The organism is Caulobacter sp. 602-2 (assembly GCF_011043625.1).
Lineage (GTDB): Bacteria > Pseudomonadota > Alphaproteobacteria > Caulobacterales > Caulobacteraceae > Caulobacter.
In genome coordinates this window covers 164,860-188,638 of sequence record NZ_JAAKGT010000003.1, presented here as the reverse complement: position 1 = coordinate 188,638, position 23,779 = coordinate 164,860, and the positions used below count along the sequence as shown (strand labels likewise).

The 23,779-nt window shown below is 69.5% G+C and carries 30 protein-coding genes and 1 pseudogene; 18 read left to right on the top strand and 13 right to left on the bottom strand.

Annotation, left to right across the window (positions count from 1 at the left end):
* Window positions 1-13: 13 nt before the first annotated feature.
* The 4 genes and pseudogenes from G5B46_RS09165 to G5B46_RS09150 all read right to left on the bottom strand — a co-directional run.
* Window positions 14-147, bottom strand: a pseudogene (locus G5B46_RS09165) (hypothetical protein); the annotation flags it as partial.
* Window positions 148-261: 114 nt separating this feature from the next.
* Window positions 262-711: a flagellar basal body protein gene (locus tag G5B46_RS09160; protein ID WP_165257983.1), complete on the bottom strand. Its 450-nt coding sequence runs from the start codon at window positions 709-711 to the stop codon at window positions 262-264.
* A complete protein-coding gene (locus G5B46_RS09155) occupies window positions 711-1,046 on the bottom strand; it encodes a rod-binding protein (protein WP_165257981.1) in 336 nt (111 codons plus the stop codon). Before G5B46_RS09155 ends, G5B46_RS09160 begins: the two co-directional genes overlap by 1 nt.
* Window positions 1,046-2,161 carry a flagellar basal body P-ring protein FlgI gene (locus G5B46_RS09150; RefSeq protein ID WP_165257979.1) on the bottom strand — a complete coding sequence of 372 codons (1,116 nt, stop codon included), beginning with the start codon at window positions 2,159-2,161 and terminating at the stop codon, window positions 1,046-1,048. The genes G5B46_RS09155 and G5B46_RS09150 overlap by 1 nt, the downstream gene beginning before the upstream one ends.
* 236 nt (window positions 2,162-2,397) lie before the next feature.
* Between G5B46_RS09150 and G5B46_RS09145 the strand changes: the two genes are divergently transcribed.
* Entirely contained in the window at window positions 2,398-2,826 is a 429-nt protein-coding gene (locus G5B46_RS09145) for a flagellar assembly protein FliX (protein ID WP_165257977.1), read from the top strand.
* A 223-nt stretch (window positions 2,827-3,049) separates the two neighbouring features.
* Window positions 3,050-3,478: an RNA polymerase-binding protein DksA gene (gene dksA, locus G5B46_RS09140; protein WP_058346549.1), complete on the top strand. Its 429-nt coding sequence runs from the start codon at window positions 3,050-3,052 to the stop codon at window positions 3,476-3,478.
* A 90-nt stretch (window positions 3,479-3,568) separates the two neighbouring features.
* Here the strand turns inward: dksA and G5B46_RS09135 are convergent, their stop codons facing one another.
* Window positions 3,569-4,222 (bottom strand): J domain-containing protein, encoded by a 654-nt coding sequence (locus G5B46_RS09135; protein ID WP_165257975.1) that lies wholly within the window; start codon window positions 4,220-4,222, stop codon window positions 3,569-3,571.
* Window positions 4,223-4,280: 58 nt separating this feature from the next.
* On the opposite strand from G5B46_RS09135, the gene G5B46_RS09130 reads away from it, so the two are divergent.
* Window positions 4,281-4,553, top strand: a complete 273-nt coding sequence (locus G5B46_RS09130) for a BolA family protein (RefSeq protein ID WP_165257973.1) — start codon at window positions 4,281-4,283, stop codon at window positions 4,551-4,553.
* An 89-nt stretch (window positions 4,554-4,642) separates the two neighbouring features.
* Complete coding sequence (cdd, locus tag G5B46_RS09125) at window positions 4,643-5,074, top strand: cytidine deaminase (RefSeq protein WP_165257971.1); 432 nt, start codon at window positions 4,643-4,645, stop codon at window positions 5,072-5,074.
* A 118-nt stretch (window positions 5,075-5,192) separates the two neighbouring features.
* On the opposite strand, the gene G5B46_RS09120 is transcribed toward cdd, so the two are convergent.
* From G5B46_RS09120 to G5B46_RS09110, 3 genes are all read right to left on the bottom strand, one after another.
* Window positions 5,193-5,414, bottom strand: a complete 222-nt coding sequence (locus G5B46_RS09120; protein WP_116568103.1) for a DUF465 domain-containing protein — start codon at window positions 5,412-5,414, stop codon at window positions 5,193-5,195.
* A gap of 82 nt (window positions 5,415-5,496) precedes the next feature.
* Window positions 5,497-5,946 carry a TIGR02444 family protein gene (locus G5B46_RS09115; protein WP_165257969.1) on the bottom strand — a complete coding sequence of 150 codons (450 nt, stop codon included), beginning with the start codon at window positions 5,944-5,946 and terminating at the stop codon, window positions 5,497-5,499.
* 5 nt (window positions 5,947-5,951) lie between these two features.
* A complete protein-coding gene (locus G5B46_RS09110; RefSeq protein ID WP_165257967.1) occupies window positions 5,952-6,569 on the bottom strand; it encodes a UbiX family flavin prenyltransferase in 618 nt (205 codons plus the stop codon).
* A 133-nt stretch (window positions 6,570-6,702) separates the two neighbouring features.
* On the opposite strand from G5B46_RS09110, the gene G5B46_RS09105 reads away from it, so the two are divergent.
* Entirely contained in the window at window positions 6,703-6,876 is a 174-nt protein-coding gene (locus G5B46_RS09105) for a DUF465 domain-containing protein (RefSeq protein ID WP_058346543.1), read from the top strand.
* Window positions 6,877-7,022: 146 nt separating this feature from the next.
* Here the strand turns inward: G5B46_RS09105 and G5B46_RS09100 are convergent, their stop codons facing one another.
* The gene (locus G5B46_RS09100; RefSeq protein WP_165257965.1) at window positions 7,023-7,736 is read right to left on the bottom strand and encodes a DUF1013 domain-containing protein; all 714 of its coding nucleotides are present in this window, start codon (window positions 7,734-7,736) and stop codon (window positions 7,023-7,025) included.
* A gap of 331 nt (window positions 7,737-8,067) precedes the next feature.
* Between G5B46_RS09100 and G5B46_RS09095 the strand changes: the two genes are divergently transcribed.
* Together G5B46_RS09095 and G5B46_RS09090 are read left to right on the top strand one after the other, a co-directional pair.
* Window positions 8,068-8,718, top strand: coding sequence for a hypothetical protein (locus G5B46_RS09095; protein ID WP_165257963.1), 651 nt, complete (start codon window positions 8,068-8,070; stop codon window positions 8,716-8,718).
* Complete coding sequence (locus G5B46_RS09090; protein WP_165257961.1) at window positions 8,712-10,211, top strand: glycosyltransferase family 4 protein; 1,500 nt, start codon at window positions 8,712-8,714, stop codon at window positions 10,209-10,211. The genes G5B46_RS09095 and G5B46_RS09090 overlap by 7 nt, the downstream gene beginning before the upstream one ends.
* A gap of 76 nt (window positions 10,212-10,287) precedes the next feature.
* On the opposite strand, the gene G5B46_RS09085 is transcribed toward G5B46_RS09090, so the two are convergent.
* The gene (locus G5B46_RS09085; RefSeq protein WP_165257959.1) at window positions 10,288-11,262 is read right to left on the bottom strand and encodes an NAD(P)H-quinone oxidoreductase; all 975 of its coding nucleotides are present in this window, start codon (window positions 11,260-11,262) and stop codon (window positions 10,288-10,290) included.
* A gap of 75 nt (window positions 11,263-11,337) precedes the next feature.
* Between G5B46_RS09085 and G5B46_RS09080 the strand changes: the two genes are divergently transcribed.
* From G5B46_RS09080 to G5B46_RS09060, 5 genes are all read left to right on the top strand, one after another.
* Window positions 11,338-11,544: a DUF1192 family protein gene (locus G5B46_RS09080; protein WP_101712357.1), complete on the top strand. Its 207-nt coding sequence runs from the start codon at window positions 11,338-11,340 to the stop codon at window positions 11,542-11,544.
* Between the two features lie 153 nt (window positions 11,545-11,697).
* Window positions 11,698-12,210, top strand: a complete 513-nt coding sequence (locus G5B46_RS09075) for a DUF1465 family protein (RefSeq protein ID WP_058350123.1) — start codon at window positions 11,698-11,700, stop codon at window positions 12,208-12,210.
* A 74-nt stretch (window positions 12,211-12,284) separates the two neighbouring features.
* Window positions 12,285-13,088 carry a bifunctional hydroxymethylpyrimidine kinase/phosphomethylpyrimidine kinase gene (gene thiD, locus G5B46_RS09070; protein WP_165258350.1) on the top strand — a complete coding sequence of 268 codons (804 nt, stop codon included), beginning with the start codon at window positions 12,285-12,287 and terminating at the stop codon, window positions 13,086-13,088.
* A complete protein-coding gene (locus G5B46_RS09065) occupies window positions 13,085-13,669 on the top strand; it encodes a nucleotidyltransferase family protein (RefSeq protein ID WP_165258348.1) in 585 nt (194 codons plus the stop codon). Before thiD ends, G5B46_RS09065 begins: the two co-directional genes overlap by 4 nt.
* A 68-nt stretch (window positions 13,670-13,737) precedes the next feature.
* Window positions 13,738-15,357, top strand: coding sequence for a family 43 glycosylhydrolase (locus G5B46_RS09060; RefSeq protein WP_165257957.1), 1,620 nt, complete (start codon window positions 13,738-13,740; stop codon window positions 15,355-15,357).
* Window positions 15,358-15,580: 223 nt separating this feature from the next.
* On the opposite strand, the gene G5B46_RS09055 is transcribed toward G5B46_RS09060, so the two are convergent.
* Complete coding sequence (locus G5B46_RS09055; protein ID WP_165257955.1) at window positions 15,581-16,699, bottom strand: ankyrin repeat domain-containing protein; 1,119 nt, start codon at window positions 16,697-16,699, stop codon at window positions 15,581-15,583.
* 174 nt (window positions 16,700-16,873) lie between these two features.
* Between G5B46_RS09055 and G5B46_RS09050 the strand changes: the two genes are divergently transcribed.
* Window positions 16,874-17,491, top strand: coding sequence for a DJ-1/PfpI family protein (locus G5B46_RS09050; RefSeq protein ID WP_165257953.1), 618 nt, complete (start codon window positions 16,874-16,876; stop codon window positions 17,489-17,491).
* A 16-nt stretch (window positions 17,492-17,507) separates the two neighbouring features.
* A complete protein-coding gene (locus G5B46_RS09045; RefSeq protein ID WP_165257951.1) occupies window positions 17,508-18,329 on the top strand; it encodes a PhzF family phenazine biosynthesis protein in 822 nt (273 codons plus the stop codon).
* Window positions 18,330-18,335: 6 nt separating this feature from the next.
* Here the strand turns inward: G5B46_RS09045 and G5B46_RS09040 are convergent, their stop codons facing one another.
* Window positions 18,336-18,683, bottom strand: coding sequence for a hypothetical protein (locus tag G5B46_RS09040; protein ID WP_165257949.1), 348 nt, complete (start codon window positions 18,681-18,683; stop codon window positions 18,336-18,338).
* A gap of 358 nt (window positions 18,684-19,041) precedes the next feature.
* Window positions 19,042-20,934 carry an ATP-binding protein gene (locus G5B46_RS09035; RefSeq protein ID WP_165257946.1) on the bottom strand — a complete coding sequence of 631 codons (1,893 nt, stop codon included), beginning with the start codon at window positions 20,932-20,934 and terminating at the stop codon, window positions 19,042-19,044.
* A 164-nt stretch (window positions 20,935-21,098) separates the two neighbouring features.
* Here G5B46_RS09035 and G5B46_RS09030 point away from each other — a divergent pair, with 164 nt between their 5' ends.
* The 4 genes from G5B46_RS09030 (at window position 21,099) to G5B46_RS09015 (ending at window position 23,737) form a co-directional block, all read left to right on the top strand.
* Complete coding sequence (locus tag G5B46_RS09030; protein ID WP_058350117.1) at window positions 21,099-21,443, top strand: hypothetical protein; 345 nt, start codon at window positions 21,099-21,101, stop codon at window positions 21,441-21,443.
* Between the two features lie 60 nt (window positions 21,444-21,503).
* Window positions 21,504-21,929 (top strand): hypothetical protein, encoded by a 426-nt coding sequence (locus tag G5B46_RS09025; protein ID WP_165257943.1) that lies wholly within the window; start codon window positions 21,504-21,506, stop codon window positions 21,927-21,929.
* A gap of 147 nt (window positions 21,930-22,076) precedes the next feature.
* Window positions 22,077-23,252, top strand: coding sequence for a phosphoserine transaminase (locus tag G5B46_RS09020; protein WP_165257941.1), 1,176 nt, complete (start codon window positions 22,077-22,079; stop codon window positions 23,250-23,252).
* A 5-nt stretch (window positions 23,253-23,257) separates the two neighbouring features.
* The gene (locus tag G5B46_RS09015; protein ID WP_165257938.1) at window positions 23,258-23,737 is read left to right on the top strand and encodes a hypothetical protein; all 480 of its coding nucleotides are present in this window, start codon (window positions 23,258-23,260) and stop codon (window positions 23,735-23,737) included.
* The last annotated feature ends 42 nt before the right edge of the window (window positions 23,738-23,779 follow it).

The following is a 23,779-nucleotide window of genomic DNA, read 5'->3' as shown; positions in this document are numbered from 1 at the left end:
GAGCCCGCCTCCCTCAGAGGGGGAGGATCTGCGGTTGGCGCCTTGCGTCCTTCGAGGCCCGCTGCGCGGGCGCCTCAGGATGAGGTTCTCCTTTGCACTGAAGTCCTCATCCTGAGGTGCGAGGCGAAGCCGAGCCTCGAAGGACGCACGGCTTCCTGGCCTCCCCCAGAGGGAGGTTCCTGGGGCGCGAACGAAAAACGCCGCGACGTCCGATCGGCTGTCGCGGCGTTTCGTTGTCTGGGTGTTCTCCGGAGGGAGGCCCTAGGCCTTCCGGTTCAGCGTGATCGCGGTGGCGTTGTTGGCGTAGCCGGCGCCGTGGGCGCTGGGGCCGTAGCCGGCGGCCTGGGGGCGTTGGGCGGCGATCTCGTTGGCGACGGCGCGCACGAGGCCCTCGGTGACGGTCTTGGCCGCGGCGATGGCGCGCGACTGGCGGGCCAGCACGGCGTCGAAGGCCTCGGTGGCGCGCACCAGGCGGCGGCGCCGGTCGGGCTGGGCGGCCTGGACGAGGGCGACGTTGCCGCGCACCCGGGCCGACTCGTGGCGATAGACGTTGGCCAGCTTGGCCGTCTCCTCGACGTGGCGGGCGGCCTCGTGCGGGCGGCGGGCCTCGAAGGCGGTGGCCTGCTTGGCGATCAGGTCGGTCAGGCGCTCGGTCAGGACGATCAGCTGTTCGACGCGCTCGTCTGAGGGAGAGAGGGGGGCGGAGCTCATCATTGGGCGACCTCCTGCAGGCCCTGCATCTTCAGCATCTCGCGCTGGACCGTGGAGGCCACGCCGATGCCGCCGGCCTTGGTCACTTCCTTGGCCATGGCGTCGGTGAGCAGCGACTTGAACATCTCCTCGCCCTGGCCGCCGCCGAAGGGCTCGGGCGTCTTCACGCCCTCGAACATCGACTGCATCATCACCGACAGGAACGAGGCTTCGAACTTCTGCGCCGTTTCCTTGATCTTGCCGCGCTTGAGCAGCTCGGCGGCCGAGTTGGCGGTGGGCGCGGCGCCGGCGGTCAGGCCGGTGATCGGCGGCGAAGCGATCGCGAAGGCGCTCATCACATCACCTCGATGTCGGCTTGCAGGGCGCCGGCGGCCTTCACCGCCTGCAGGATGGTGATCATGTCGCGCGGGGTGACGCCCAGGGCGTTGAGGCCGCCGACCAGGCTCTTGAGCGACGCGCCGCCGCCCAGCGTGATCAGCTTCTTGCCCTTTTCCTCGTCGATGCTGATCGCCGATTGCGGGACGACCGCGGTGCGGCCCTGGCTGAAGGGGGCGGGCTGGCTGACGGCCGGGGTCTCCTGGACCGAGATGGTCAGGTTGCCCTGGGCGATGGCCACCTGGCTGATGCGGACGTCGTCGCCCATCACCACCACGCCGTTGACCTCGTCGATGATCACCTTGGCCGGGCCGTCGGGCTCGACTTCCAGGTTCTCGATGGCGGTCACGAAGCTGATCATGTCCATGCCGGCCGGCGAGCGGATGGCGACGATGGTCGGGTTCTGGGCCTGGGCGCAGCCCGGGTACTTCGAATTGATGGCGTCGGCGATGCGGCGCGAGGTGGTGAAGTCGGGGTTGCGCAGCGACAGGCGCAGCTCGCTCATGGCCACCATCTGGAAGCCGGTCTCGCGCTCGACGTCGGCGCCGGCGGCGATGCGGCCGGCGGTCGGCACGCCGCGGCTGATCGAGCTGCCCGAGGCGCCGCCGGCCGACACCGCGCCGGTCTGCACCTGGCCTTGGGCGACGGCGTAGGTCTGGCCGTCGGCGCCCTGCAGCGCGGTGACCAGCAGGGTGCCGCCCTGCAGGCTCTTGGCGTCGCCCATGGCCGAGACCGAGACGTCGATCTTGGAGCCGGTGGCGGCGAACGGCGGCAGCTTGGCCGTGACCATGACGGCCGCCGAGTTCTTGGCGTTGAGGTTGGCGTCGCGGACGTTGACGCCCTGGCGCTCCAGCAGGGCTTCCATGCTCTGCTTGGTCATCGGCGCGTTGCGCAGGCTGTCGCCCGTTCCGTTGAGGCCGGTGACGATGCCGTAGCCGATCAGGTGGTTATCGCGCACGCCTTCGACGGCGACGATGTCCTTGATCCGCGACTTGGCGGCGGCCGGACCGGCGACGACGACGGCGGCGGCGAGGGCCAGGCCGGCGAGAACGGAGCTGAAAAGTGAACGACGCATGGACTTCCACACCGAGGACGCAATTCCGTCGCGGCCCATGCCAGAACCGGGCCAACGAAAAAGGTGAGGAAAATCAATGATCCATGCGGGCAAAAACGCGTGCGGACAATCCTGTCCGGCAGATTCTGCCCGGCATTAACCATACCGCAAGCGCGCTTCTCGAATATGAGTTCTCATCGGGGGGCGCGACTCCCTATATGTAGGCGTACGAGACCAGCTGTGGAGCGACGGTCGTCATGAAGGTTTCGAGCACGGGAGGCGTGGGCGCAGCTGGCGCATCACGCGCGCGGCCGACGGGCGGCGGGTCGAGCTTCTCGCTGCCCAGCGTCGGCGCGGCGGGCGGCGTGGCCGGAACCGCGGCCGCCGGCGGCCTGGCGGGCGTGGGCTCGCTGGACGCCCTGCTGGCCCTGCAGGCCAACATGGATCCGACCGAGCGCAAGCGCCGGGCGATCCGCCGGGCCGACGACATCCTCGACATCCTCGACGGCCTGAAGATCGCCGTGCTGGACGGGGAGGTCTCGCCCAGCACCATCGACAAGCTCAAGCGGGCCGTTCGCGAGCATCGCGAAGCCGTCGACGATCCGAAATTGCAGAGCCTGCTCAACGAGATCGAGACCCGCGCCGCCGTCGAAGAGGCCAAGTTGGCCGTCATGCGCGGCGCGTGAGGAGCAGCGGGATGGAACCTCTGGCCCTTTCCCGCGATTTTACAGCCCCGGTCGGTGCGGCGAAGCTCGCCGTATGCGAGAGTCGCCGTCGCCCGCATGGGCGGTTCGCAGGCGCTCGCGCGCCTGAATGCGCCGCTCATGCGACGTTCATTGAACGGGGCTATCGTTTTGGTATAAGCACACCGCCCGCTGAGGGCGGAGTTCATCGGGGCGTGAGGCGTTGATGCAGACGGCCACTGTTCTTAAAGAACCGGACACCTATCGTCCTTCGGACGACGAGCCTTTCATGAACGAGCGTCAGCTTGAATATTTCAAGCAGAAGCTGCTCGGCTGGAAGGAAGAGATCCTCCGCGAATCTCGCGAGACGGTGTCCCATCTTCAGACTGAAACTGAAAACCATGCCGACCTCGCCGATCGGGCGTCGTCGGAAACCGACCGAGCGCTGGAACTGCGGACCCGCGATCGGCAACGGAAACTGATCTCCAAGATCGACCAGGCGTTGCGCCGCGTCGAAGACGGCAGCTACGGCTACTGCGAAGAGACCGGCGAGCCCATCGGCCTGGCCCGTCTCGACGCCCGCCCGACCGCCACCCTGAGCCTTGAGGCCCAGGAGCGTCACGAGCGCCGTGAACGCGTCCATCGCGACGACTGAGGCCCTTTCGGCCTCGACTGATGTGTTTCAAGCGGCCTCGCCCCCTCGGGCGGGGCCGTTTTCTGTTGCGGCGGGACGGGGAGGGGCCGCCTACTTGGCCAGGCCCGACTTCTGCAGGGTCTTGTAGGCCTTGATCACGCGCTGGAGCTTGTGCTCGGCGCTGCGGTCGCCGCCATTCATGTCCGGGTGGCAGCGCTTGAGCAGTTCCTTGTAGCGGGCGCGGATGGCCGCGGCGTCGGCGTCGACGTCCAGATCCATGTCGGCCAGGGCCTGGCGCTCCAGCTTGCCGACGGCGCGGCCCGTGCCGGCCGACTCCGCCCGGCGCTGCTGGGCGCGGAACAGGCCGAACGGGTCGGCCATGTTGCGGGCGTCACGGGCGGCGGCGGCGGCGGCCTCGCGCGAGCCGGCGTCGGCCTTCATGCTCCAGGTGGGGCGGCCGCCGGTCATCTTCTCGCGTTCCTGCTCGGCGCGAATCTGACCCTCGTTCATGCCGGCGTAGAAGTTCCAGTTCTTGTTGTACTCGGCCGCGTGCTGCTGGCAGAAGTTGTAGTACTGGCCGGGCAGGTCGCGGCTCTTGGGCGCCTTGGCGTCGGCCGGACGCAGGCAGTCGGCGTGGTCGCAGCGCTTCTGGCCGGGCTTTAGCTTGTAGACGTCGTCCGCGCGCGGACCCTCCTCCTCGCCCGGCTTGGGCGGGCGGACCCGGATGTCGAAGAACTTGGGGCGATACTCGAACGCGCGGCTCATGGCGCTTAGAGTAAGCGCAGGCTATTTCCGTTCAAGGATTGACATGCCGGAGATCACCATGGGCGCCGTCGCAGACGCCATCGAAGCCAAGCTCACCGCCGCTTTTTCGCCCACCAGGCTGGAGCTGGTCGACGACAGCGACCGCCACAGCGGCCATTCGGGCCACCGCGAGGGCGGCGAGAGCCACTTCAACCTGACCATCGAGGCCCAGGCCTTTGCGGGCAAGCCGCGCGTGGCCCGCCAGCGGCTGATCTTCCAGGCCCTGCGCGAGGAGATGGCCGGCCCGGTTCACGCCCTGTCGATCGTGGCCCTGGCGCCCGGCGAAAGCTGAACTGGAAGGTGCGGTTTGCGCTTGCATAACCGCCCCGCGACTGATTGCCTCGGTTCCCGGCGCGATCCTGCCGGGATCCGAGGGATGGCATGAGCGCCGCACGTTCTTTTTCCGATATCTCAGGCTCCGACGAAGCCGCCGTCGCCGCGCGGCTGCCGGACTATCTGGCGCGGTCCTACGCCCGCTATTCGAACTTCACCGTCGCCAGCGCCGTGGTCGACGACCAGGGCGGCGTGCACTTCGGCGTCAATGTCGAGAACGCGGCCTATCCGTCGGGCACCTGCGCCGAGCAGACGGCGATCGGCGCGATGATCACCGCCGGCGGGCGCCGGATCGAGCGCGTCTACATCGCCGCCGGCTCCGACGCCGTGGTCCAGCCCTGCGGAGCCTGCCGCCAGCGCATCGGCGAGTTCGCCAGCAAGACCTGCGAGATCGTCTCGGTGCAGGGCGGGCAAGCGACCAGACGCACGCCGTTCTGGAGCCTGCTGCCCGAAGCGTTCGGGCCGGGGGATCTGGAGTAGGGGGCCGCCCCCTCAGTCGGCTTTGCCGACAGCTCCCCCAAAAGGGGGAGCATCTGGGCGCGATAGATCCTCCCCCTCTGGGGGAGGTGGCCCGGAGGGCCGGAGGGGGCTCTACGGCCTAAGCAATGATGTCCGGGGTCACCTGGTCTTCCAGGCGCACGATCTCGTCCTTCAAAGCCAGCTTGCGGCGCTTGAGGCGGGCGATCTGCAGCATGTCGGGCTGGGGGCGTTCCTCCAGGGCCGAGACGGCGTCCGACAGGTCCTGGTGCTCCTCGCGCAGCGTCGCCAGGCGACGCTCCACCGCGATGATGGTGTCTTCCGAAGGATCGTCGTCATTCATGGACGTTCCTCCCGTGGGCCCCTGTCCGAAGGCGGTGATAGATAGCAAAGCCTGACAGGCGGTAAAGGGCTCTCACGGCCGTTCAGGCCAGGGCGTCGGCAAGTCTGGCCAGCGCCGCCTCGGGCGGCGGATCGCCGGTGGCCCGGGCGGCGGCCAGCAGGGCGCCGTAGACGTCGCGGGTGGCGTCTACCGGGCCGGAGGTCGCCTCCAGGCTTGCCATCAAGAGCTTCTCGCCGGCCAGCTCGGCCGCCTTGACCTGTTCGCGGAAGGTCTCGCGGGCGGCGTCGCCGACATCGGGGCGCGAGGGCTTGAGCGCCCGGCGCACGCCGCGAAGGGGCGCGCCGACCTCGGCGTCCCAGGCGCGGACCAGGCCGGCGGCGCGCGGCAGGTTGACGGGACGTCCCTCCAGCGCCGCCCAGGCGGCCCACAGCAGGAACGGCACGTTCTGGCCGTGGGCGTCCTGCAGGTGCAGGCACGCGACTGCGACAGGCTGTCGCGCATAGACGCCAAGCGCCCAGTCCCAGAACCGCATGGCCGTTAATTTTCGTCCGCTTGATTGACGGTTGGAAGGTCTTCGCCCCAGCGCTTCACGGGGCCCCAGGTCAGGCCAAAGAGATCCAGCGCGCGGCCCACCGACTGGTCGACCATCTCCTCGATGGAGGCGGGCTTGGCATAGAAGGCCGGAACCGGCGGGGCGATCACCGCGCCCATCTCGGCAAGGCGCGTCAGGGTGCGCAGGTGGCCCAGGTGCAGCGGGCTTTCGCGCACCATCAGCACCAGCGGCCGGCGCTCCTTCAGCGCCACGTCGGCCGCGCGGGTCAGCAGGGACGAGGTCACGCCGGTGGCGATCTCGCTCATGGTCCGCACCGAACAGGGGGCGACGATCATGCCCAGCGTGCGGAACGAGCCCGAGGCGATCGAGGCGCCGACGTCGCCGACCCGGTGCACGACGTCGGCCATGGCGGCCACGTCGCCGACCGCAAGGCCGGTCTCCTGGGTCAGGGTCAGGGCCGCCGACTTGCTCATGACGAGGTGGCTTTCGACCCCCAGGTCGCGGCAGGCGGCCAGGGTCCGCAGGCCGTACAGCGCCCCCGAGGCGCCGGAAATTCCGACGACCAGGCGGGGCTTGGTTGCAGGCGTTGCGGCGTCCGTCATGGTGAATTTTCGTCCGTCACGGGATTAAGCGACGCCACGTCAAGCGCTGCTGGTTGCAATCATATGTGATCTGACAGTCCGGGCCAGCGGGTGTTCACTCCTTCGGTCAACAGCCCAAAAGGAGGCCGAACCGATGGCCATCGAATCCCGTATCCGCGAGCTGGGGTCCCGTCACGAGAACCTCGACCGCACGATCCAGGAGGAGACCAACCGTCCGGGTAGCGACGCCACCAGGCTCCGAGAGCTCAAGCGGCAGAAGCTCAGGCTCAAGGAGGAGATAGAGGGACTTCGAGCCCGGCTCCACTAGAGCCTGCCTGTTTCCACGGGAAACAGATTAGCAGGCTCGACCACAGAACATTTGGAGCGTGCCGAGCCACGCTCCGGCCGAAAGGCATAGAAAAGGCCCATCCGAGCGTCGGATGGGCCTTTTTGCTGTCTGAGACCAGACGAGGATCAGTCCTCGTCGTCCTCGTCGTCGACATTGCCCGAGAACGAGCCGAACACGTCTTCGGCCTTGGGCTCGGCGCGCGAGGCGCGGATGTCGCGTTCTTCCTGCTCTTCCTCGGTGAGGTAGGCGGTTTCGGTCGCCGGGCGCAGGGTGGGGTCTTCGGCGACGATGCCGCGCTTGGCGTCTTCCTTGGCCTTCTTCTCGGCCGCCTTCTTGACGAGGGCGTCGAGTTCCAGCTGGCCGACGAGGCCCAGCGTCACCGGGTCGACCGGCTTGATGTTGGCCGCGTTCCAGTGGGTGCGGTTGCGCACCTGCTCGATGGTGGCCTTGGTCGTGCCGAGGATCTTGGAGATCTGGGCGTCGGTCACTTCCGGGTGGTGGCGGATGAACCAGGCGATGGCGTCCGGACGGTCCTGGCGGCGCGACACCGGGGTGTAGCGCGGAGCCTTCTTGGCCGGCTTCAGCAGCTCGGCGTGACGGCTGACCTGGGCCTTCATACGGTAGTTCGGGTTGCCCTGGGCCTTGTCCAGCTCTTCGCGGGTCAGCTGGCCGTTGCCGATGGGATCGGCGCCGCGGATGTCGCGCGCCACTTCGCCGTCGGCGATGCCGCGGACTTCCAGCGGGTGCAGGCCGCAGAAGTCGGCGATCTGCTCGAAGCTCAGCGAGGTGTTGTCCACGAGCCAGACGGCGGTCGCCTTGGGCATCAGGATCTCGGACATGCGGTCCTCCAGAAATGACGGCGCCCGACCTTTCGGCCGGGCGGGGTTGTTCAACACCGAGCTATAATGCGGTTCTCCGCGAAAGGGAACGGGGATCGACGCTCGCTCGCTTGGTTCCTGCTATGCTCGCGACGATTACCGCTCTCGTTCAGAATCGTGCGAGCGGCGCGCCGACGTTGGGCCAAGGTCGGACAGAGGAGTTCCATTGCGGTCGGCATTGGTGATTGCGCACCCGGGGCACGAGCTTCGCTTAAGCGCCTGGTCCAGACGCGAGCGGCCCGATCTGTTCGTCGTCGCCAAGGGCGCGCGCAGCCGGCTGGACGAAGGGCGCATGGCCGCTAGCCGCGCGCTGGCCGCCGAGATCGGGGCGCAGCCGCGCGAGCCGTTCGGCGCCTTCCACGACGTGACGCTGTACCAGTGGATCATGGCCGGCCAGGTTGAGCCGTTCCTGACCCTGGCCGAGACCCTCGCCAAGGCCTTCGTGGCGCGCGGCGTGGGGCTGGTGGTGACCGACGGCTGGCAGAACTACAATCCAGTGCATGATCTGACCCACCTAGTGGCGCGAACGGCCGCGGCAATCGCCGAGGCTCGCCTGGGCCGGCCGCTCGCCTGTCTCGACTATCCGGTCGTCCTGGGCGCGAACGCTCACGCAGAACCCGGGCCCGAGGTCAGGCGCATCGCCCTGGCGGCGGGGGAGAGCGCCTGGAAGCAGGGGCTGATCGCGCGCTTTCCCGACATTTCCGACGATGTCGCCGCGCTGGTCGAGGCGGTCGGCGCCGATGCGATCGAGATCGAGACCCTGCATCAGCCGCCGCCCCTGGAGGCCCTGATCCCGTCCGGCGCGCCCTGGTACGAGAGCCACGGGCGTTCCCGCGTCGCGGCCGGCGTCTATGACCAGGCCCTGACCTGGGCGCACATGCGGCCGGTGGTCGCCGCGCTGGCCGACCGGATGGGCGCCGCGCCGGCGGTGTACGCATGCTGAGGAGAGAGGGCCTGAGGGTCCTGCTGACCAATCTGACCCTGGCCAGCCGTTCGGGCACCGAGGTGCTGACGCGGGAGCTGGCGCTGGCGCTGATGCGGGCCGGGCATCGACCCATGGTCTATTCCCCGCGGCTGGGACCGATCGCCAAGGAACTGCGAAGCGCCTCGATCCCGGTGGTCGACGACATCGACCTGATCGCCGAGCCGCCGGACGTGATCCACGGCCATCATCTGACCCAGACCGCGGCGGCGGCGGCGCGCTTTCCGCGGACGCCGGCCATCTTCGTCTGCCATGACTTCGTAGCCTGGCACGACGCCGCGCCCAAGCTGCCGAACATCGTGGCGCATGTGGCGATCAGCCGGGCCTTTCGCGACCGGCTGACCATCCAGGACGGGATCGCGCCCGAGCGGGTGGAGGTGATCCTCAACGCCGTCGACCTGCGACGTTTCCAGCCGGGACCGCCCCTGCCGGCGTTTCCGCGCCGCGCCCTGGCCTTCGCCAAGAACTTCGGACACCTGGAGGCGATCAGGGCCGCCTGCCAGGCCCGAGGCGTGGAGCTCGACACGGTCGGAAGCTTCGGCGGGGGGCTTGTGGCCCGGCCCGAGGCGCTGGTCCCCCAGTACGACGTGGTGTTCACCAGCGCCATGAGCGCGATCGAGGCCATGGCCTGCGGGCGCGCCGTGATCGTCTGCGACGGACGCGGGTTCGCCGGCATGGTCGACAGCCGCGTCTATGACGACTGGCGGCAGGAGAACTTCGGCCTGCGCCTGCTGTCGCGGCCGGTCAGCGTCGAGAACGTCGCCGCCGCGCTGGACGCCTATGACGCCGAGGACGCCGCTGGCGTGGGCGCGCGGGTGCGGGCCGAGGCGGGCGTGGACGACTGGGCCGCGCGCTACGTAGCGCTCTACGACCGTGTGATCGCGTCCTGGGCGGACGAGCCCGCGGTCCCGCCCGAAGCGGCGTCGCGCGCCGTGGCTCGCCACCTGCAGGCCTGGGATCCCGGCGGCGACTATGGCGGCTGGACCGGCGAGCGGGCGCGCCTGCTTGAGCAGATCGCCGCCCTGGAGCGCGGCCTGGATCCGCTGACGCCCGGCCAGCCCAGCGGGCCCGGCGCGAGCGATCGGCTCTCGCTCAGCGGCTTTCATGCGGTCGAGCCCTGGGGGGCCTGGTCGGCCCGTCCGCGATGCCAGGCCCGCCTGCGCCTGGCGTCGGGCGACGAGGGGCGGCGGCTGAGCCTGACTGTGGCGGCCTTCGCCTCGCCCAGCCGCCAGAGCTACGACCTGGCGGTGCGCCTGAACGGCGAGGCCTGGATGAGCGTGCGGCTGGAGGCCGGGGAGCCGGTCACCGTTGCGGCCGACCTGCCACCCGGCCTCGATCCGGGCCTGCACTGGCTGACGTTCGAGACCGAGCGCTGCGTGTCGCCGCGCGACGATGGGCTTTCCGACGACGATCGCGCGCTGGGCTTTGGCCTGTGCGCGATCCAGGTGGACTAGGTCGGGCCGACATTCAGCCGGCCCGGCCGCTTCCCGCCGAACTCCCCCGTAGAGACGGGGGGATGGGAAACGGCCCTCAGGTGGTCAGCACCACCTTGCCCACGTGCTCGCCGGCTTCCAGGTGGGCGTGGGCCTTGGCGGCGTCGGCCAGGGGGAAGACGGCGTCGACGATGGGCTTGAGCTTGCCGGCCGCGATCCAGGGCCAGGCGACGCGCTCGACCTCGGCGGCCAGGCGGGCCTTCTCGTCGGCGGGGCGGGGGCGCAGGGTCGAGCCGGTGATCACCGCGCGCTTCTGCATCACCTTCATCACCGGCACTTCCAGCACGCCGCCGGCCAGGGCGGCGATATAGACGATGCGGCCGCCGGTCTTCAGGGCTTCGAGGTTCTTGTCGAAATAGGCGGCCCCGACCATGTCGAGCACCACGTCGACGCCGCCGGCCGCCTTGGCGATCTCCGCGAAATCCTCGGTCTTGGCGTCGACGGCCAGATCGGCGCCCAGTTCCAGCGCCTTGGCCTTCTTGTCGGCCCCGCGGCCGGTGGCGATGACGGTCGCGCCGGCCGCCTTGGCCATGGCGATCGCCGTTGTCCCGATACCGGACGTGCCACCATGAATCAAAATGGTCTCGCCAGGCTTCAGCGCGCCATGTTCGAACACGTTGGCGAAGACGGTGAAGACCGTCTCGGGCAGGGCGGCGGCATGGACGAAATCGAAGCCCTCGGGCACGGGCAGGGCCTGGCGGGCGTCGACCACGGCGTACTGCGCATAGCCGCCGCCGCCCAGCAGGGCGCAGACCTTGTCGCCGACCTTCCAGCGTCCGGCGGCGACCTCGACCTCGCCGGCCACTTCGAGGCCCAGGGTGGTCGGCGCGCCCGGCGGCGGGGGGTAGAAACCCAGGCGCTGCAACAGATCGGGGCGGTTGACGCCCGCCGCGCGCACCCGGATCAGGATCTCGCCGGGGCCCGGCGTGGGGCGTTCGACCTCTGCCGGACGCAGGGCGTCGGCCGCCCCTTTTCCGCCCTCGATCTCGATCGCGGTCATGGTCTGGGACATCGGCCTGTCGCTCCGTCGCGCTTGCGTTGCGCCCTAGGTAGGCGTCTCATGGTCGGTCGGAAAGGGAGGTCATCCATGATCGAAGAGCCGGTCGAGCCGCGCGCGTTCCGCGGCGACGCGCTGAACACGGCCACGCACGAGGATCTCGAGATCTACGGCGTGCGCGAACTGGAAGAGCGGATCGAGGCGCTGGAAGCCGAGATCGCCCGCACCAAGGCCCAACTCAGCAAGAAGAAAGCGGGACGCGCGGCGGCCGATGCGCTGTTTGGTCGCCTAGACTAACGAAGGGTTTACGCTAGCAGTGGACGCTGACGTGCGCCTGTCGGTCGCACCGAGTCGGGCGGTCGCGAAACGGGACGTTAAGACTTGGCACGGGGGTTGCAGTCCTCCCCGACAAGCGAGACGTCCTCGCGGCCTTTGGGGCATTGAGTAGACATGACCGATCCGAACGCGTCCACGGCCCCCTGGCGGGCGGGAGTCATCCAGGACTTCGCCCGCTCGGAATTGTTCGACCGCACCTTCGACGAGGGCATGCTGCTGGTCGAGGAGACCGCGGCCTATCTCGACGGCGCGGGCCGGCACGACAGCAAGATCCTCTCGCGCAACGCCGCCCTGGCCTATGCGAGCGAAAGCATGCGCCTGACCACCCGCCTGATGCAGGTGGCCTCGTGGCTGCTGGTGCAGCGCGCGGTGAAGGAAGGCGAGATGGCCCCCGAGGCCGCCTGCGCCGAGAACTATCGCCTGGCCCTGGAGGCCGGCGAGCAGCAGGCCGCCGTCGAGGACCTGCCCTTCGGCCTGGTCAGCCTGCTGCAGCGCTCCGAGCGCCTGTACGAGCGCGTCCGCCACCTGGACCAGCGCATGTATGTCGAGGCCGCCGCCGTCGACGAGGCCCCGCGCCCCGTCCAGGCCCAGTTCGACCGCCTGACCGCCGCCTTCGGCGCGGCCTGACGCCGGTTCAACCGACTTCAAAAGCGGGGTAGGAGAGGCGCGTGACTCAAGCGCCATCCTCCGACTCGCACTTCCTGGGCCGCGTGCTCGTCCTGGCCGGATCGGATTCCGGCGGCGGCGCGGGCGTCCAGGCCGACATCAAGACCATCACCGCGCTCGGCGGCTATGCGGCCACGGCGATCACCGCCGTCACCGTGCAGAACACCCTGGGCGTCACCGGCGTGCACCCGATCCCGCTTGAGGTGATCGAGGCCCAGGCCCGCGCCGTGCTCGACGACATCGGCGCCGACGCCTTCAAGACCGGCATGCTGGGCGACGTGGGCGTGGTCGAGACCGTGGCCCGCGTGCTGGCCAGCGCGCCGGACGTTCCGGCCGTCGTCGACCCGGTGATGATCGCCAAGGGCGGCGCCCCGCTGCTGGCCGAGCGGGCGATCGACGCGGTCAAGGCGCTGATGATCCCCCGCGCGGCGCTTTTGACCCCCAACGCCCCCGAGGCCAGCGCCCTGACGGGCCTGGCCGTCGAGACCCTCGACGACCAGCGCCGCGCCGGCGAGGCCCTGCTGGCCCTGGGCGCCAAGGCCGTGCTGATGAAGGGCGGCCATGTCGCCAACAAGAGCGAAAAGGGAATCGAGCGGGTCGTCGACCTCCTGATCACCCCGCAGGGCGAGACCAGCTTCGAGGGCGAGCGGATCGACACCCGCCACACCCACGGCACCGGCTGCACCCTGGCCAGCGCGATCGCCGCCGGCCTGTCGCAAGGCCTGCCGCTGACCCAGGCCGTCGCCCGGGCCTGGAACTACGTGCACGAAGCCATGCTGCGCGCCCCGGGGCTGGGCAAGGGCCACGGCCCGCTCGACCACGCCTGGGTGGTGCGCTGATGAGCGACCTGGAAGCCCGCCTCGTCGAGATCGTCCGCGCCACGCCGACGACCATGCAGGTGCTGCGCACCGTCCGTGATCTCGACCTGCCCGACTGGATGATCTTTTCCGGGGCGGTCTACCAGCCGGTGTTCAACAGCCTGACCGGGCGGCCGCTGGACTACGGCATCAAGGACTACGACGTCGCCTATCACGACGATCGCGACACCTCCTACGAGGCCGAGGACGTGGTCATCCAGCGCGTGGCGGCCGCCTTCGAGCCGCCGCTGCGCGAGCTGGTCGAGGTGCGCAACCAGGCCCGGGTGCACCTGTGGTTCGAGAAGAAGTTCGGCGCCGACGAGCCCTATCCGGCCCTGCGCTCCAGCGCCGAGGCCCTGGAGCGGTTCGTGGCCACGGCCTTCTGCGTGGGCGTGCGGCTGGAGGCGGACGAGACCCTGCGGGTCTGGGCGCCGTTCGGCCTGGACGACCTGTTCGCCATGCGCCTGCGGCCCAATCCCCTGCGGGTGAAGGGCGCGGGCGGCTGGGCGCGCACCACCGGCTCGGCCAAGGCCCGCTGGCCGGAGATCAGCGTCGAGGGCTGAGCGCTCTGGACGCTTCGGGCGGGCCGCTCTACGGAACTTGATAGCGCTATCATTTTCGTGAGCGATCCATGGCCCTGCCGCGCCGCACCCTGTTCAAAGGCCTCCTGGCGGGCGCCGCCGCGGCGCCGGCCCTGGCGGCGCAGGCCGGGCCGATCGACAAGGCCGCGCCGGCCTGGGGCAAGGGCCCCGACGGCCGCCGCATCGCCGACCGCGGCGACGGGACCTACCTGAACCCGATCATCGCCGGCGACCATCCCGACCCGACGATCCTCAAGGACGGCGAGGTCTACTACATGACCTTCTCGTCGTTCCTGGCCTATCCGGGACTGGTGATCTGGAAGTCGACCGACCTGGTGAACTGGGCGCCGGTCGGTCCGGCGCTGAAGGCGCCGCTGGGCACGATCTGGGCGGTGGACCTCGTCAAGCACGAGGGCCGCTACTTCATCTACATCCCGGCCGATCCGACCGGACAGGGCTGGTCGATCTTCGCCATCTGGGCCGACAGCATCGAGGGGCCGTGGAGCGAGCCGGTCGATCTGAAGATCAGCGGCTGCATCGATCCTGGCCACGTCGTCGGCGAGGACGGGCGGCGCTATCTCTTCGTCAACGGCGTGCGCAAGATCCGCCTGACCGACGATGGCCTGGCGACCGACGGCCCGCTGGAGAAGGCCTACGACCCCTGGCGCTATCCCGACGACTGGATCGTCGAGAACTTCGCCCCCGAAGGCCCCAAGCTGCTGCGCCACGGCGGCTGGTTCTACCTGATCACGGCCGTCGGCGGCACGGCCGGGCCGGTGACCGGCCACATGGTCATCGCCGCCCGCTCGCGCTCGGTGCACGGCCCCTGGGAGCACTGCCCGCACAATCCGCTGGTGCGCACGCGCAGCAAGGACGAGCCGTGGTGGTCGCGCGGCCACGCCAGCCTGGTCGAGGGGCCGGCCGGCGACTGGTGGATGGTCTATCACGGCTACGAGAACGGCTACTGGACGCTGGGCCGCCAGACCCTGCTGGAGCCGATCGAATGGACCGCCGACGGCTGGTTCCGGCCGCTGGGCGGGGATCTCTCCAAGCCTTTGCGCAAGCCGCGCGGCGGCAAGGCCAGGCCTTCGGGGCTGTCGCTGAGCGACGACTTCTCGGCCGACCGCATGGGCGTGCAGTGGGCCTTCCACGAGCCGGGGCCCGACGAGGCCGCCCGCGCGACCTATGGCGACAGGGCGCTGACGCTGAAGGGCAGGGGCGCCTCGCCGATCGACAGCGCGCCGCTGACCTGCATCGTCGGCGACCGCTCGTACGAGGCCGAGATCTCGCTGGAACTGACGGGCGAGGCCGAGGCGGGGATCCTGCTGTTCTACAATCACAAGGCCTTCGTGGGTCTGGGGGTCACGCCGAGCGCGCTGAAGACCTTCCAGTACGCCGAGGAGCTGGCCTGGGCGCGGATCCCCCACCAGCGCCGCAAGGTTCGCCTGAAGATCCGCAACGACGAGCACGTGGTGACCTACTGGTACTCGTACGACGACGGCGCGACCTGGACCCGCCACGGCACGCGCATGGAGGTGTCGGGCATGCACCACAACGTGTTCGGCGGCTTCATCAGCCTGAAGATCGGGATCTATGCGGCCGGGACCGGCCAGGCGACGCTGCGCGATTTCGTCTACCGGGCGGGCCTGCCGAAGGCGGTCGAGCGCTAGGGGCCGGACTCAATTGTCTGGACCTGGAGGGGTAATATTTTCAAAGGCTTATAATCTTGTCATCCCGGCCGTACGCCCGCGAAGGCGGGCGGGAGCGCCGGGATCTCCCACCGTTCAGACCCCGCCGACGTGGGAGGTCCCGGCTCTACGGACCGCTGACGCGCTCCTACGGCCGGGATGACAAGCGTTTCCAGTTTCCAATTGAGTACGGACCCTAGTGACCTCACCGGTCGTAGTCGGGCGCCGGCAGCGGAACGGGGGTGGGATTGAGGCGCACCCAGGCCACGGCCAGCTCGCACAGCCCCGCGCCGGCGCCGTCGAGGTCCCGGACCTGCGCCACCAGCTGCGCGGCCCGTTCCTGATCGGGCTCGGGCAGCGGCGCGCCGGCGCCGACATGGGCGAGGAAGGCGCGGGTCATCCGGCGATAGTCGGCGTCCCAGTTGGCGCCGCCGTTGCGGTCGATCTCGTCGGCGACCTTGCCGGCGATGCGGATCACCTCGCCCTGCATGGTGGACGCCGCGCCGCGCGAGGGCACGAGCATTTCCCACAGTTCCTGGTGCTGGTCCTGCCAGCGGGCGGATCGGGCGAGGATCGGCGCGCGGCCGTCGTGCATCGTGCGGCGCGGGACCGGCGCTACGTCGAACAGCGCATAGAGCCGGTCGAGCCCGGCGCTGGTTTCCTCCAGATAGTCGGGATTGAAGCCCTGGCGGTGGAACTCGAAGTTCTCGCTGATGCGCTGAACGAAGGCCTGCATCTGCGGCGTGACGCGCCCCTGTTCGCCGGACTTGCCTGCGAAGGCCCGCTTGAAGAGGCCGCCCAAGCCTTGTTTACGGGGCGGCTCGGCCGCCAGCAGCAGCTCGGCCGCGGCGGCCATCGCCGCGATCTGGGCGTTGCTGCAGCGCTGCAGGCCCGCTTCCAGCGGCGTCTGTCCCGCGGTGTTGAGCGCTTCGACCCGCGCCCCGCGTTCCAGCAGCCGGCGCACGGCGTCCAGATTGGCGAACATGGCGGCGTGATGCAGCGGGGTGTCGCCGTTGTTGTCCTGGACGTGCACGTCGGCGCCCAGCGTCAGCAGGGTCTCGACATCGCCGAACAGGCTGGAGGCGCGATTGTGCAGGGCGGTGCGGCCGTAGGCGTCCTTGGCCTCCAGATCGGCGCCGTGCGCGACCAGCCAGCGCGCGAGGTCTTCAGGGCAGTCGTGGAACGCCAGCGCCGTACCCTTGGCGTAGCCGCCGCGCGCATCGATCTCGCAGGTGTCGAACACCGCCTGCAGCGCGGCCAGGTCGCCGGCCTTGAGCAGGGCGTCGAAATCCTTGGGGAGCGTCTTTCTCTTCGACTTCGCCATGCGGCCCTGGTCCCTTCGCGATCGCCGGCTGGTCGGCGGCGGTCGCTATTTGCAGCCGATTTCGCCGGTTTCGGAAACCTCCGCGTTCGAGAGCATTGTCACCATGACAATACTCCTTTTGCTTCATGAGGCATTGCCCGCTACCGCTGGAGCCCGCTGCAAGAGGAGGCTCCGGTGCGGATCGCGGTTCTGACGTTCGACGGCTACAACGAGCTGGACTCGTTCATCGCCTCGGCGATCCTCAATCGCATGAAGGCGCACGGCTGGGCGGCCTACATCACGGCCCCGACGCCGGAGGTGACCTCGCTGAACGGGGTGACCGTGCAGCGCCAGCAGCCGCTGGAGTTCGCCGCGCAGGCCGACGCCGTGCTGATCGGCAGCGGTTCGAAGACGCGCCAGATCGCGGCCGACGCCGGTCTGCTGTCGCGCCTGACGCTGGACCCGTCGCGCCAGCTGATCGGGGCCCAGTGTTCGGGAACCCTGCTGCTGGCCAGGCTGGGCCTGATCGGCGAGCTGCCGGCCTGCACCGACCTGACGACGAAGCCCTGGGTGGTCGAGGCCGGGGTGCAGGTGCTGGACGCCCCGTTCGTCGCCCACGGCAATGTCGCCACCGCCGGCGGCTGCCTGGCCTCGCAGTACCTGGCCGCCTGGACCATCGCGCGTCTGGCGGGTCTGGAAGAGGCCAAGGCCGCCATCCACTACGTCGCGCCGGTGGGGGAGAAGGACGTCTACGTCGCCCGCGCCCTGGCCGCGATCACGCCCCATCTGCCGGCCGCCAGCGCCGCCGCCTGAGTTCGAGGAGCCTTTCATGCGCCAGTGGACCATCGACGCCTTCGCGTCCGCCCCCTTCAAGGGCAACCCGGCCTGCGTGGTCGAGCCGTTCGACCGCTGGCCGTCCGACGCCTGGATGCAGGCCCTGGCGGCCGAGAACAACCAGGCCGAGACGGCCTTCCTGCTGAAGACCGCCGACCCGGCGCGCTACGGCCTGCGCTGGTTCACGCCGGCCCGGGAGGCGCCGCTATGCGGCCACGCGACCCTGGCGGCGGCGCACGCCCTGTTCGCCGAACTGGACGTGGCGGTCGAGACGCTGGCCTTCGACACCCTGTCGGGCGAGCTGCGGGTGCGGCGCGACGGCGAGCGGCTGGAGATGGACTTTCCGGCCAATCCGCCGCGCCGGGTCGAGGTTCCGGCGGGCCTTTCCGAGGCCCTGGGCGCCAAGGTGGTCGAGGCCTGGGCCGGGGCCTATCTGGTGGCGGTGCTGGAGGATGAGGCCGCGGTGCGGGCGCTTGCGCCCGACCTGGCCGCGCTGAACCGCGTCGACAGCGACGCGACCGACGGCAAGGGCCAGGTGATCGCCGTGGCCATGGCGGATGCGGGGCGACCCTATGCGGTGGTCAGCCGGTTCTTCGCGCCGGCGGCCGGTATTCCCGAGGATCCGACCACCGGGTCGGCCCACTGCATCCTGATGCCGCTCTATGGCGACAAGCTGGGCAGGACGGCGCTGGAGTTCCACCAGGCCTATCCCGGCCGGGGCGGGGACCTGTCATGCGAAAGCCGCGGCGCGCGCGTGATCCTGCGCGGCCGCGGCCTCACTGTGGTGGACAGCCGGCTCCGGGTGGAGCCGGCCTAGTCGCCGTTACCAGCGGTTGGGAGCGCCGCGGCCGTAGCCGTGGCCGTAGTCGCGGTCGTTACGCTCGTAGCGGATCTGGGCGCTGATGCGGTCCAGACGACGGTCGAGGTCGGCGCGTTCCCAGCCGTTCAGGCCGCCGGCGCGGTAGCGGTATTCGAGGCGCGAGACTTCGCGCAGCTCGCCCTGCAGGCGGCGGGCCTCGTGGCGGGTCAGGTCGCCGGTGCGCACGCCGCGGTCGATCCGCTGTTCGAGCTGCGCCTGGCGCTGGTTGACGGGCTGGGCCATGGCCGCGGCGGGGACGGTGGCGGCCGCCAGGGCCGAGACCGCAACGATCGGCAGAATGATCTTCTTCATCGGTTCGGTTCCTTTCAACTGGTCCGTCGCCGGTCGCGACGACGTTGAAGACAAGAAACCACGTGCCGCCTGAAGCGGTTCTGAGCCCGTCGTTATGTTGGGTTCATCTACCTGAAGTCGTTGTCATGAGCGCGGAGCGAGCGTCGCGGGTCAGGTCCTGAGGCGGCGTACTCAATTGAAAGCTTCAGGAGACTTGTCATCCCGGCCGAAGGAGCGCGCCAGCGGTCCGTAGAGCCGGGATCTCCCACGTCTGCAGTTTTTGGAACGGTGGGAGATCCCGGCGCTCCGCTGCGCTACGGCCGGGATGACAAGGTCATAGGCGTCTGAAAACGCCCGGTCGTGGGCGGAACAATTGAGATCAGGCGGCGGCCGCCTCGGCCGCGGCCAGGCGCGCGGCGGCGGCCACGGCGTCCTCGATGGCGGTGTAGAGCTTGGTGACCTCGATCGGCTTGGCCACGTGGCCGTCCATGCCGGCGGCCAGATAGCCCTCGACCTGGTGGACCAGGGCGTTGGCGGTGACCGCCACGATCGGGGTGCGCGGGCGGCCTTCGGCCTTTTCCAGCGAGCGGATGGTGCGGGCGGCCTCGACGCCGTCCATCACCGGCATGTGGATGTCCATCAGGATCACGTCGTAGCCGCCGGCGCGCCAGGCCTCGACGCAGGCCGCGCCGTCGGCGACCAGCGCCACCTCGGCCCCCAGGGGGGCGAGCACGGCGGCGATGACCTTCTGGTTGGTCAGGTTGTCGTCGGCGGCCAGCACGCGCAGGCGACGCGAGGCGGCCTCGTCGACCGGTTCGGCGGCGACCGGCGGGGCGGCGGCGATCTCGCCCCGGCCGCGCGGCATGGCCACGACGACGGTGAAGGTCGAGCCCTGGCCCTCGCGGCTCTGGACGTGAATGCCCCCGCCCATGACGGCGGCCAGTTCGCGGCAGATCGACAGGCCAAGGCCCGAGCCGCCGAAGCGGCGGGTGGTCGAGCTGTCGGCCTGGACGAACTTGTCGAACAGGCGCGGCACGGTGTCGGCGGCGATGCCGATGCCGGTGTCGGTGACGTCGATGCGCAGGCCCGAGCCGTCCTCGGCCGAGGCGAAGCGCACCGAGACCGCGCCTTCCAGCGTGAACTTCAGGGCGTTGGACACCAGGTTGTTGAGGATCTGGCGCAGGCGATCGGCGTCGCCATGCCAGCCGCCCAGGGCCTCGGGGGCGACCATGACGCCGAACTCCAGGCCCTTGTCGCGGGCCTGGTCGACGAAGGTCTCGCGCAGCGAGGCGGCCAGGGAGGACAGGTCGAAGTCGCGCTCGACCAGCTCCAGGCGGCCGGCCTCGATCTTCGACAGGTCGAGCACGTCGTTCAGCACGGCCAGCAGCAGGCCGCCGGATTCGCGGATCACCGACAGGCGCTCGCGCTGGCGGGCCGAAAGCTCGTCCATGGCCATCACCTCGGTCATGGCCAGCACGCCGTTCAGGGGCGTGCGGATCTCGTGGCTCATATTGGCCAGGAAGTGAGACTTCAGGACGTTGGCGGCGTTGGCGTCGTCGCGGGCCTTGACCAGCTCGCCCATGGCCGAGCGCAGGTCGTGGTCGTTGGCCTCGAGGCGCGAGACCAGATGGTTGAAGCTGTCGGTCAGGCTGTGGAAGACGTCGTCGTCGCTGGCCTGCTGCACGGGGCTGTAGCGGCCGCCCTGGGCCATGTCGTGCATGGCGTCCGACAGCCGCTGCATCGGCTTGGTCATCCGCCGGGCCAGGCTGTTGGCCAGCAGGATGGCCAGGCCCGCGGCGCCGAAGAACAGCGCGCCGGTGAGGGCCAGGTCGCGGGCCAGGATCTCGACCAGGCTGGGCTGGCGGGCCACCAGGGCCAGTTCGCCGACCTTGCGGCCCTGCAGCACGACCGGACGGGTCAGGGTTTCGACATTGGCCTCGTTCTCGACGCCGATGCGGGCGACGGTCTGGCCCGACAGGTCGACGAGGCGGGCGCCGGCCACGTGCGGCGCGCGGATGACGGCGTCCAGCGCCCGGCTGGCGCCGACGGCGTTGTGGTCGGCCAGGGCCGGGGCGGCGCCGGCGGCCACCATCTCGGCCAGGACGCGATGGTTCTCGCGGGCTTCCTGCCGCGCGACGCTCCATTGCTGGAGCATGAAGCACAGGCATGCGGCGGTGAGCGCGGCGACCGTGGTGCCCAGCGCCACGCCGGCGATTCGCGCCTGCAAGGGCGCGTGAGCGGCGGCTTCCGAATTGCGGCGCGTGTCGTCCATGGCCCTTCCGCAGGTCAAACATGGCCATTTTGCCGCAAGGTTCCTAACGACTCGCTTCCGCCCCCAGGTGCAGTCGCGACAAAACAACGCTAGGGCGCATTTTCGATTGCGACGGCGTTAATGATTCGTTTACCTATTCACTCGGTTCTCTGGAGGAGTCGGGTGTGGAAAAAGTTTTCGTAGCTCAACGGGTCGCCAATAAGCTGTTCGCGACCGAGAACGCCGTGGATACGGCGATGATGGAAGCCGCCGAACTGATGGCGGACATGCTGAAGGCCCGTAAGGACCTCGGCCTGTCGGCGGTCGTCGGCGACAAGGCCAGCGCGAAGCTGGTCGAGGCCCTGGCCGCGCTGGGAGAAGCCCGCAGCGCCATGGTCGACATGCATGGCCAGCTGAACGAAGTGAAGCTGCGCATGGGCATCCGCACGAAGCTGGCGGGTGTGGAAGACAAGTCGGGTGATCTTGGCACCCCGACCGGTCACGCCGAAGGTCTTCGCACCGTCGCCTGACGGCAAAGTTGCAAGACTTTAACTTAGCAGGGCCCCTAATTTGCGTTAGGGGCCTTTCGCATGCTTGCTAGCGCCATCTCCGCCGCGATCTGGATTGCGATCGTCTCGCTGGTGGCGTTCGCATGGCTGAAGGGAAGCCGTCCCGAGCGCATGGGCTCGCTGGCCGTCCTGCTCGGCGCGCTGGCCGTGATGCTCACCCACAAGCTGATGCCGGAAGGCGCCCAGGCCGTCGTGCTGCTGGTCATCGACGCGGCGCTGGCCGTGGCCTTCCTGATGCTGGCGATGCGTTTCGTCAGCCAGTGGCTGGGCGTGGCGATGCTGCTGCAGGCCGTCCAGTTCAGCCTGCACGCCTACTATCTGGTGGTCGAGAAGCCGCACGACTACCTCTACAGAAGCGTCAACAACATCAACACCATCGGCGTCCTGCTGGCGGTGCTGGTCGGCACGCTGCTGGCCTGGCGTCGCAACGCCCGCGCCGCAAAATAATTGCCGCCGCCGGACGATCGGTCGCGGCTGTTGGAATAAATTTTCAAAATTTCGGTCTTGCCTTCGCGGCGGAAACGCGGTTTCTCGCCGGCGGGCCACGCCCCCCCAACGGGGCGCAGTCCATCTGTAAGGATGGGAGACATCGCTATGACTACCCTCGCCAAGCCGGCAATCCGTCCGGCTCGTCCCGAGTTCTCTTCCGGCCCCTGCGCCAAGCGCCCCGGCTGGTCCCCCGAAAATCTGAGGAACGCGGTCCTTGGCCGTTCGCACCGCTCCAAGCTGGGCAAGGCGCGCCTGAAGGCCGCCATCGACCAGACGCGCGAAGTGCTCGAAGTGCCCGCCGAGTTCCTGATCGGCATCGTCCCCGGTTCGGACACCGGCGCCGTCGAAATGGCGATGTGGTCGATGCTGGGCGCCCGCCCCGTGCAACTGATGGCCTTCGAGTCCTTCGGCAAGGACTGGGTCACGGACGTCACCAAGCAACTGAAGCTGCCGGACGTCGAGGTGCTGAGCGCCCCGTACGGCGAGCTGCCCGACACCGCCAAGGTCGACCCGGCCAAGGATCTGGTCTTCACCTGGAACGGCACGACCTCGGGCGTGCGCGTGCCCAACGCCGACTTCATCTCGGCCGACCGTGAAGGCATCACCATCTGCGACGCCACCAGCGCCGCCTTCGCCCAGGACCTGGACTGGACCAAGCTCGATGTCGTGACCTTCTCCTGGCAGAAGGCGCTGGGCGGCGAGGGCGCGCACGGGATCCTGATCCTGTCGCCGCGCGCCGTGGCCCGCCTGGAAAGCTACGTCCCGGCCTGGCCGATGCCGAAGCTGTTCCGCATGACCAAGAACGGCAAGGTCACGCTCGACCTGTTCGAGGGTGCGACGATCAACACCCCGTCGATGCTGTGCGTGGAAGACGCGCTGGACGCCCTGCAGTGGGGCGCCTCGATCGGCGGTCTGGAAGCCATGCAGGGCCGCGCCGACCAGAACCTGAAAGTGCTGGCCGACTGGGTCGAGAAGACCGAGTGGGTCGACTTCCTGGCCGCCTCGCCGGAAATCCGCTCCAACACCTCGGTGTGCCTGAAGGTGGTGGACGCCCAGATCGCCGCCCTGCCGGCCGACGCCCAGGCCGACTTCGCCAAGAAGCTGGCCAGCCTGCTCGAGAAGGAGGGTGCGGCCCTCGACATCGGCGGCTATCGCGACGCTCCGGCCGGCCTGCGCATCTGGTGCGGCGCGACGGTGGAGGCCTCGGATCTGGAGGCCCTGACGCCGTGGCTCGACTGGGCCTTCGCCGAGACCAAGGCGGCCACGCTCCAGGCGGCCTGAAGCCGGTGTTCGCCGATCCCCTGACGCAGCGCCTGGCCGACTTCGTCATCGGCCTCGGCATCGACGTCACGGCGGGCGAGTTGCCCGACGACACCTTCCTGCCCGGAGTGGACATCCGCTTCGGGGGGCTGGTGATCGACGAGCAGCGTCTGGCCCATCCCGGCGACATCCTGCACGAGGCCGGCCACATCGCCGTCACCGAGCCCGAAGGCCGCAAGGCCGAACGGCTCGAACCCACCGACGGCGAGGAGATGGCTGCCCTGGCGTGGTCGTGGGCCGCCCTGACCCACCTGGAGCTCGACCCCGGCGTGGTCTTCCATCCGGAAGGCTACAAGGGCGACGCCGGGTGGCTGGTCGAGACCTTCACCTCCGGGGGCGCCATCGGCGTGCCGCTGCTTCAGTTCTACGGCCTTGCGCTCGAGCCGCGACAGGCGGCCGAGCGCGGGGTCGCTCCCTTCCCGCACATGCTGCGCTGGCTTCGCTGAGCGCGGCTTTCGAAACAAAGACACATCGCGGCCCGACCGCCG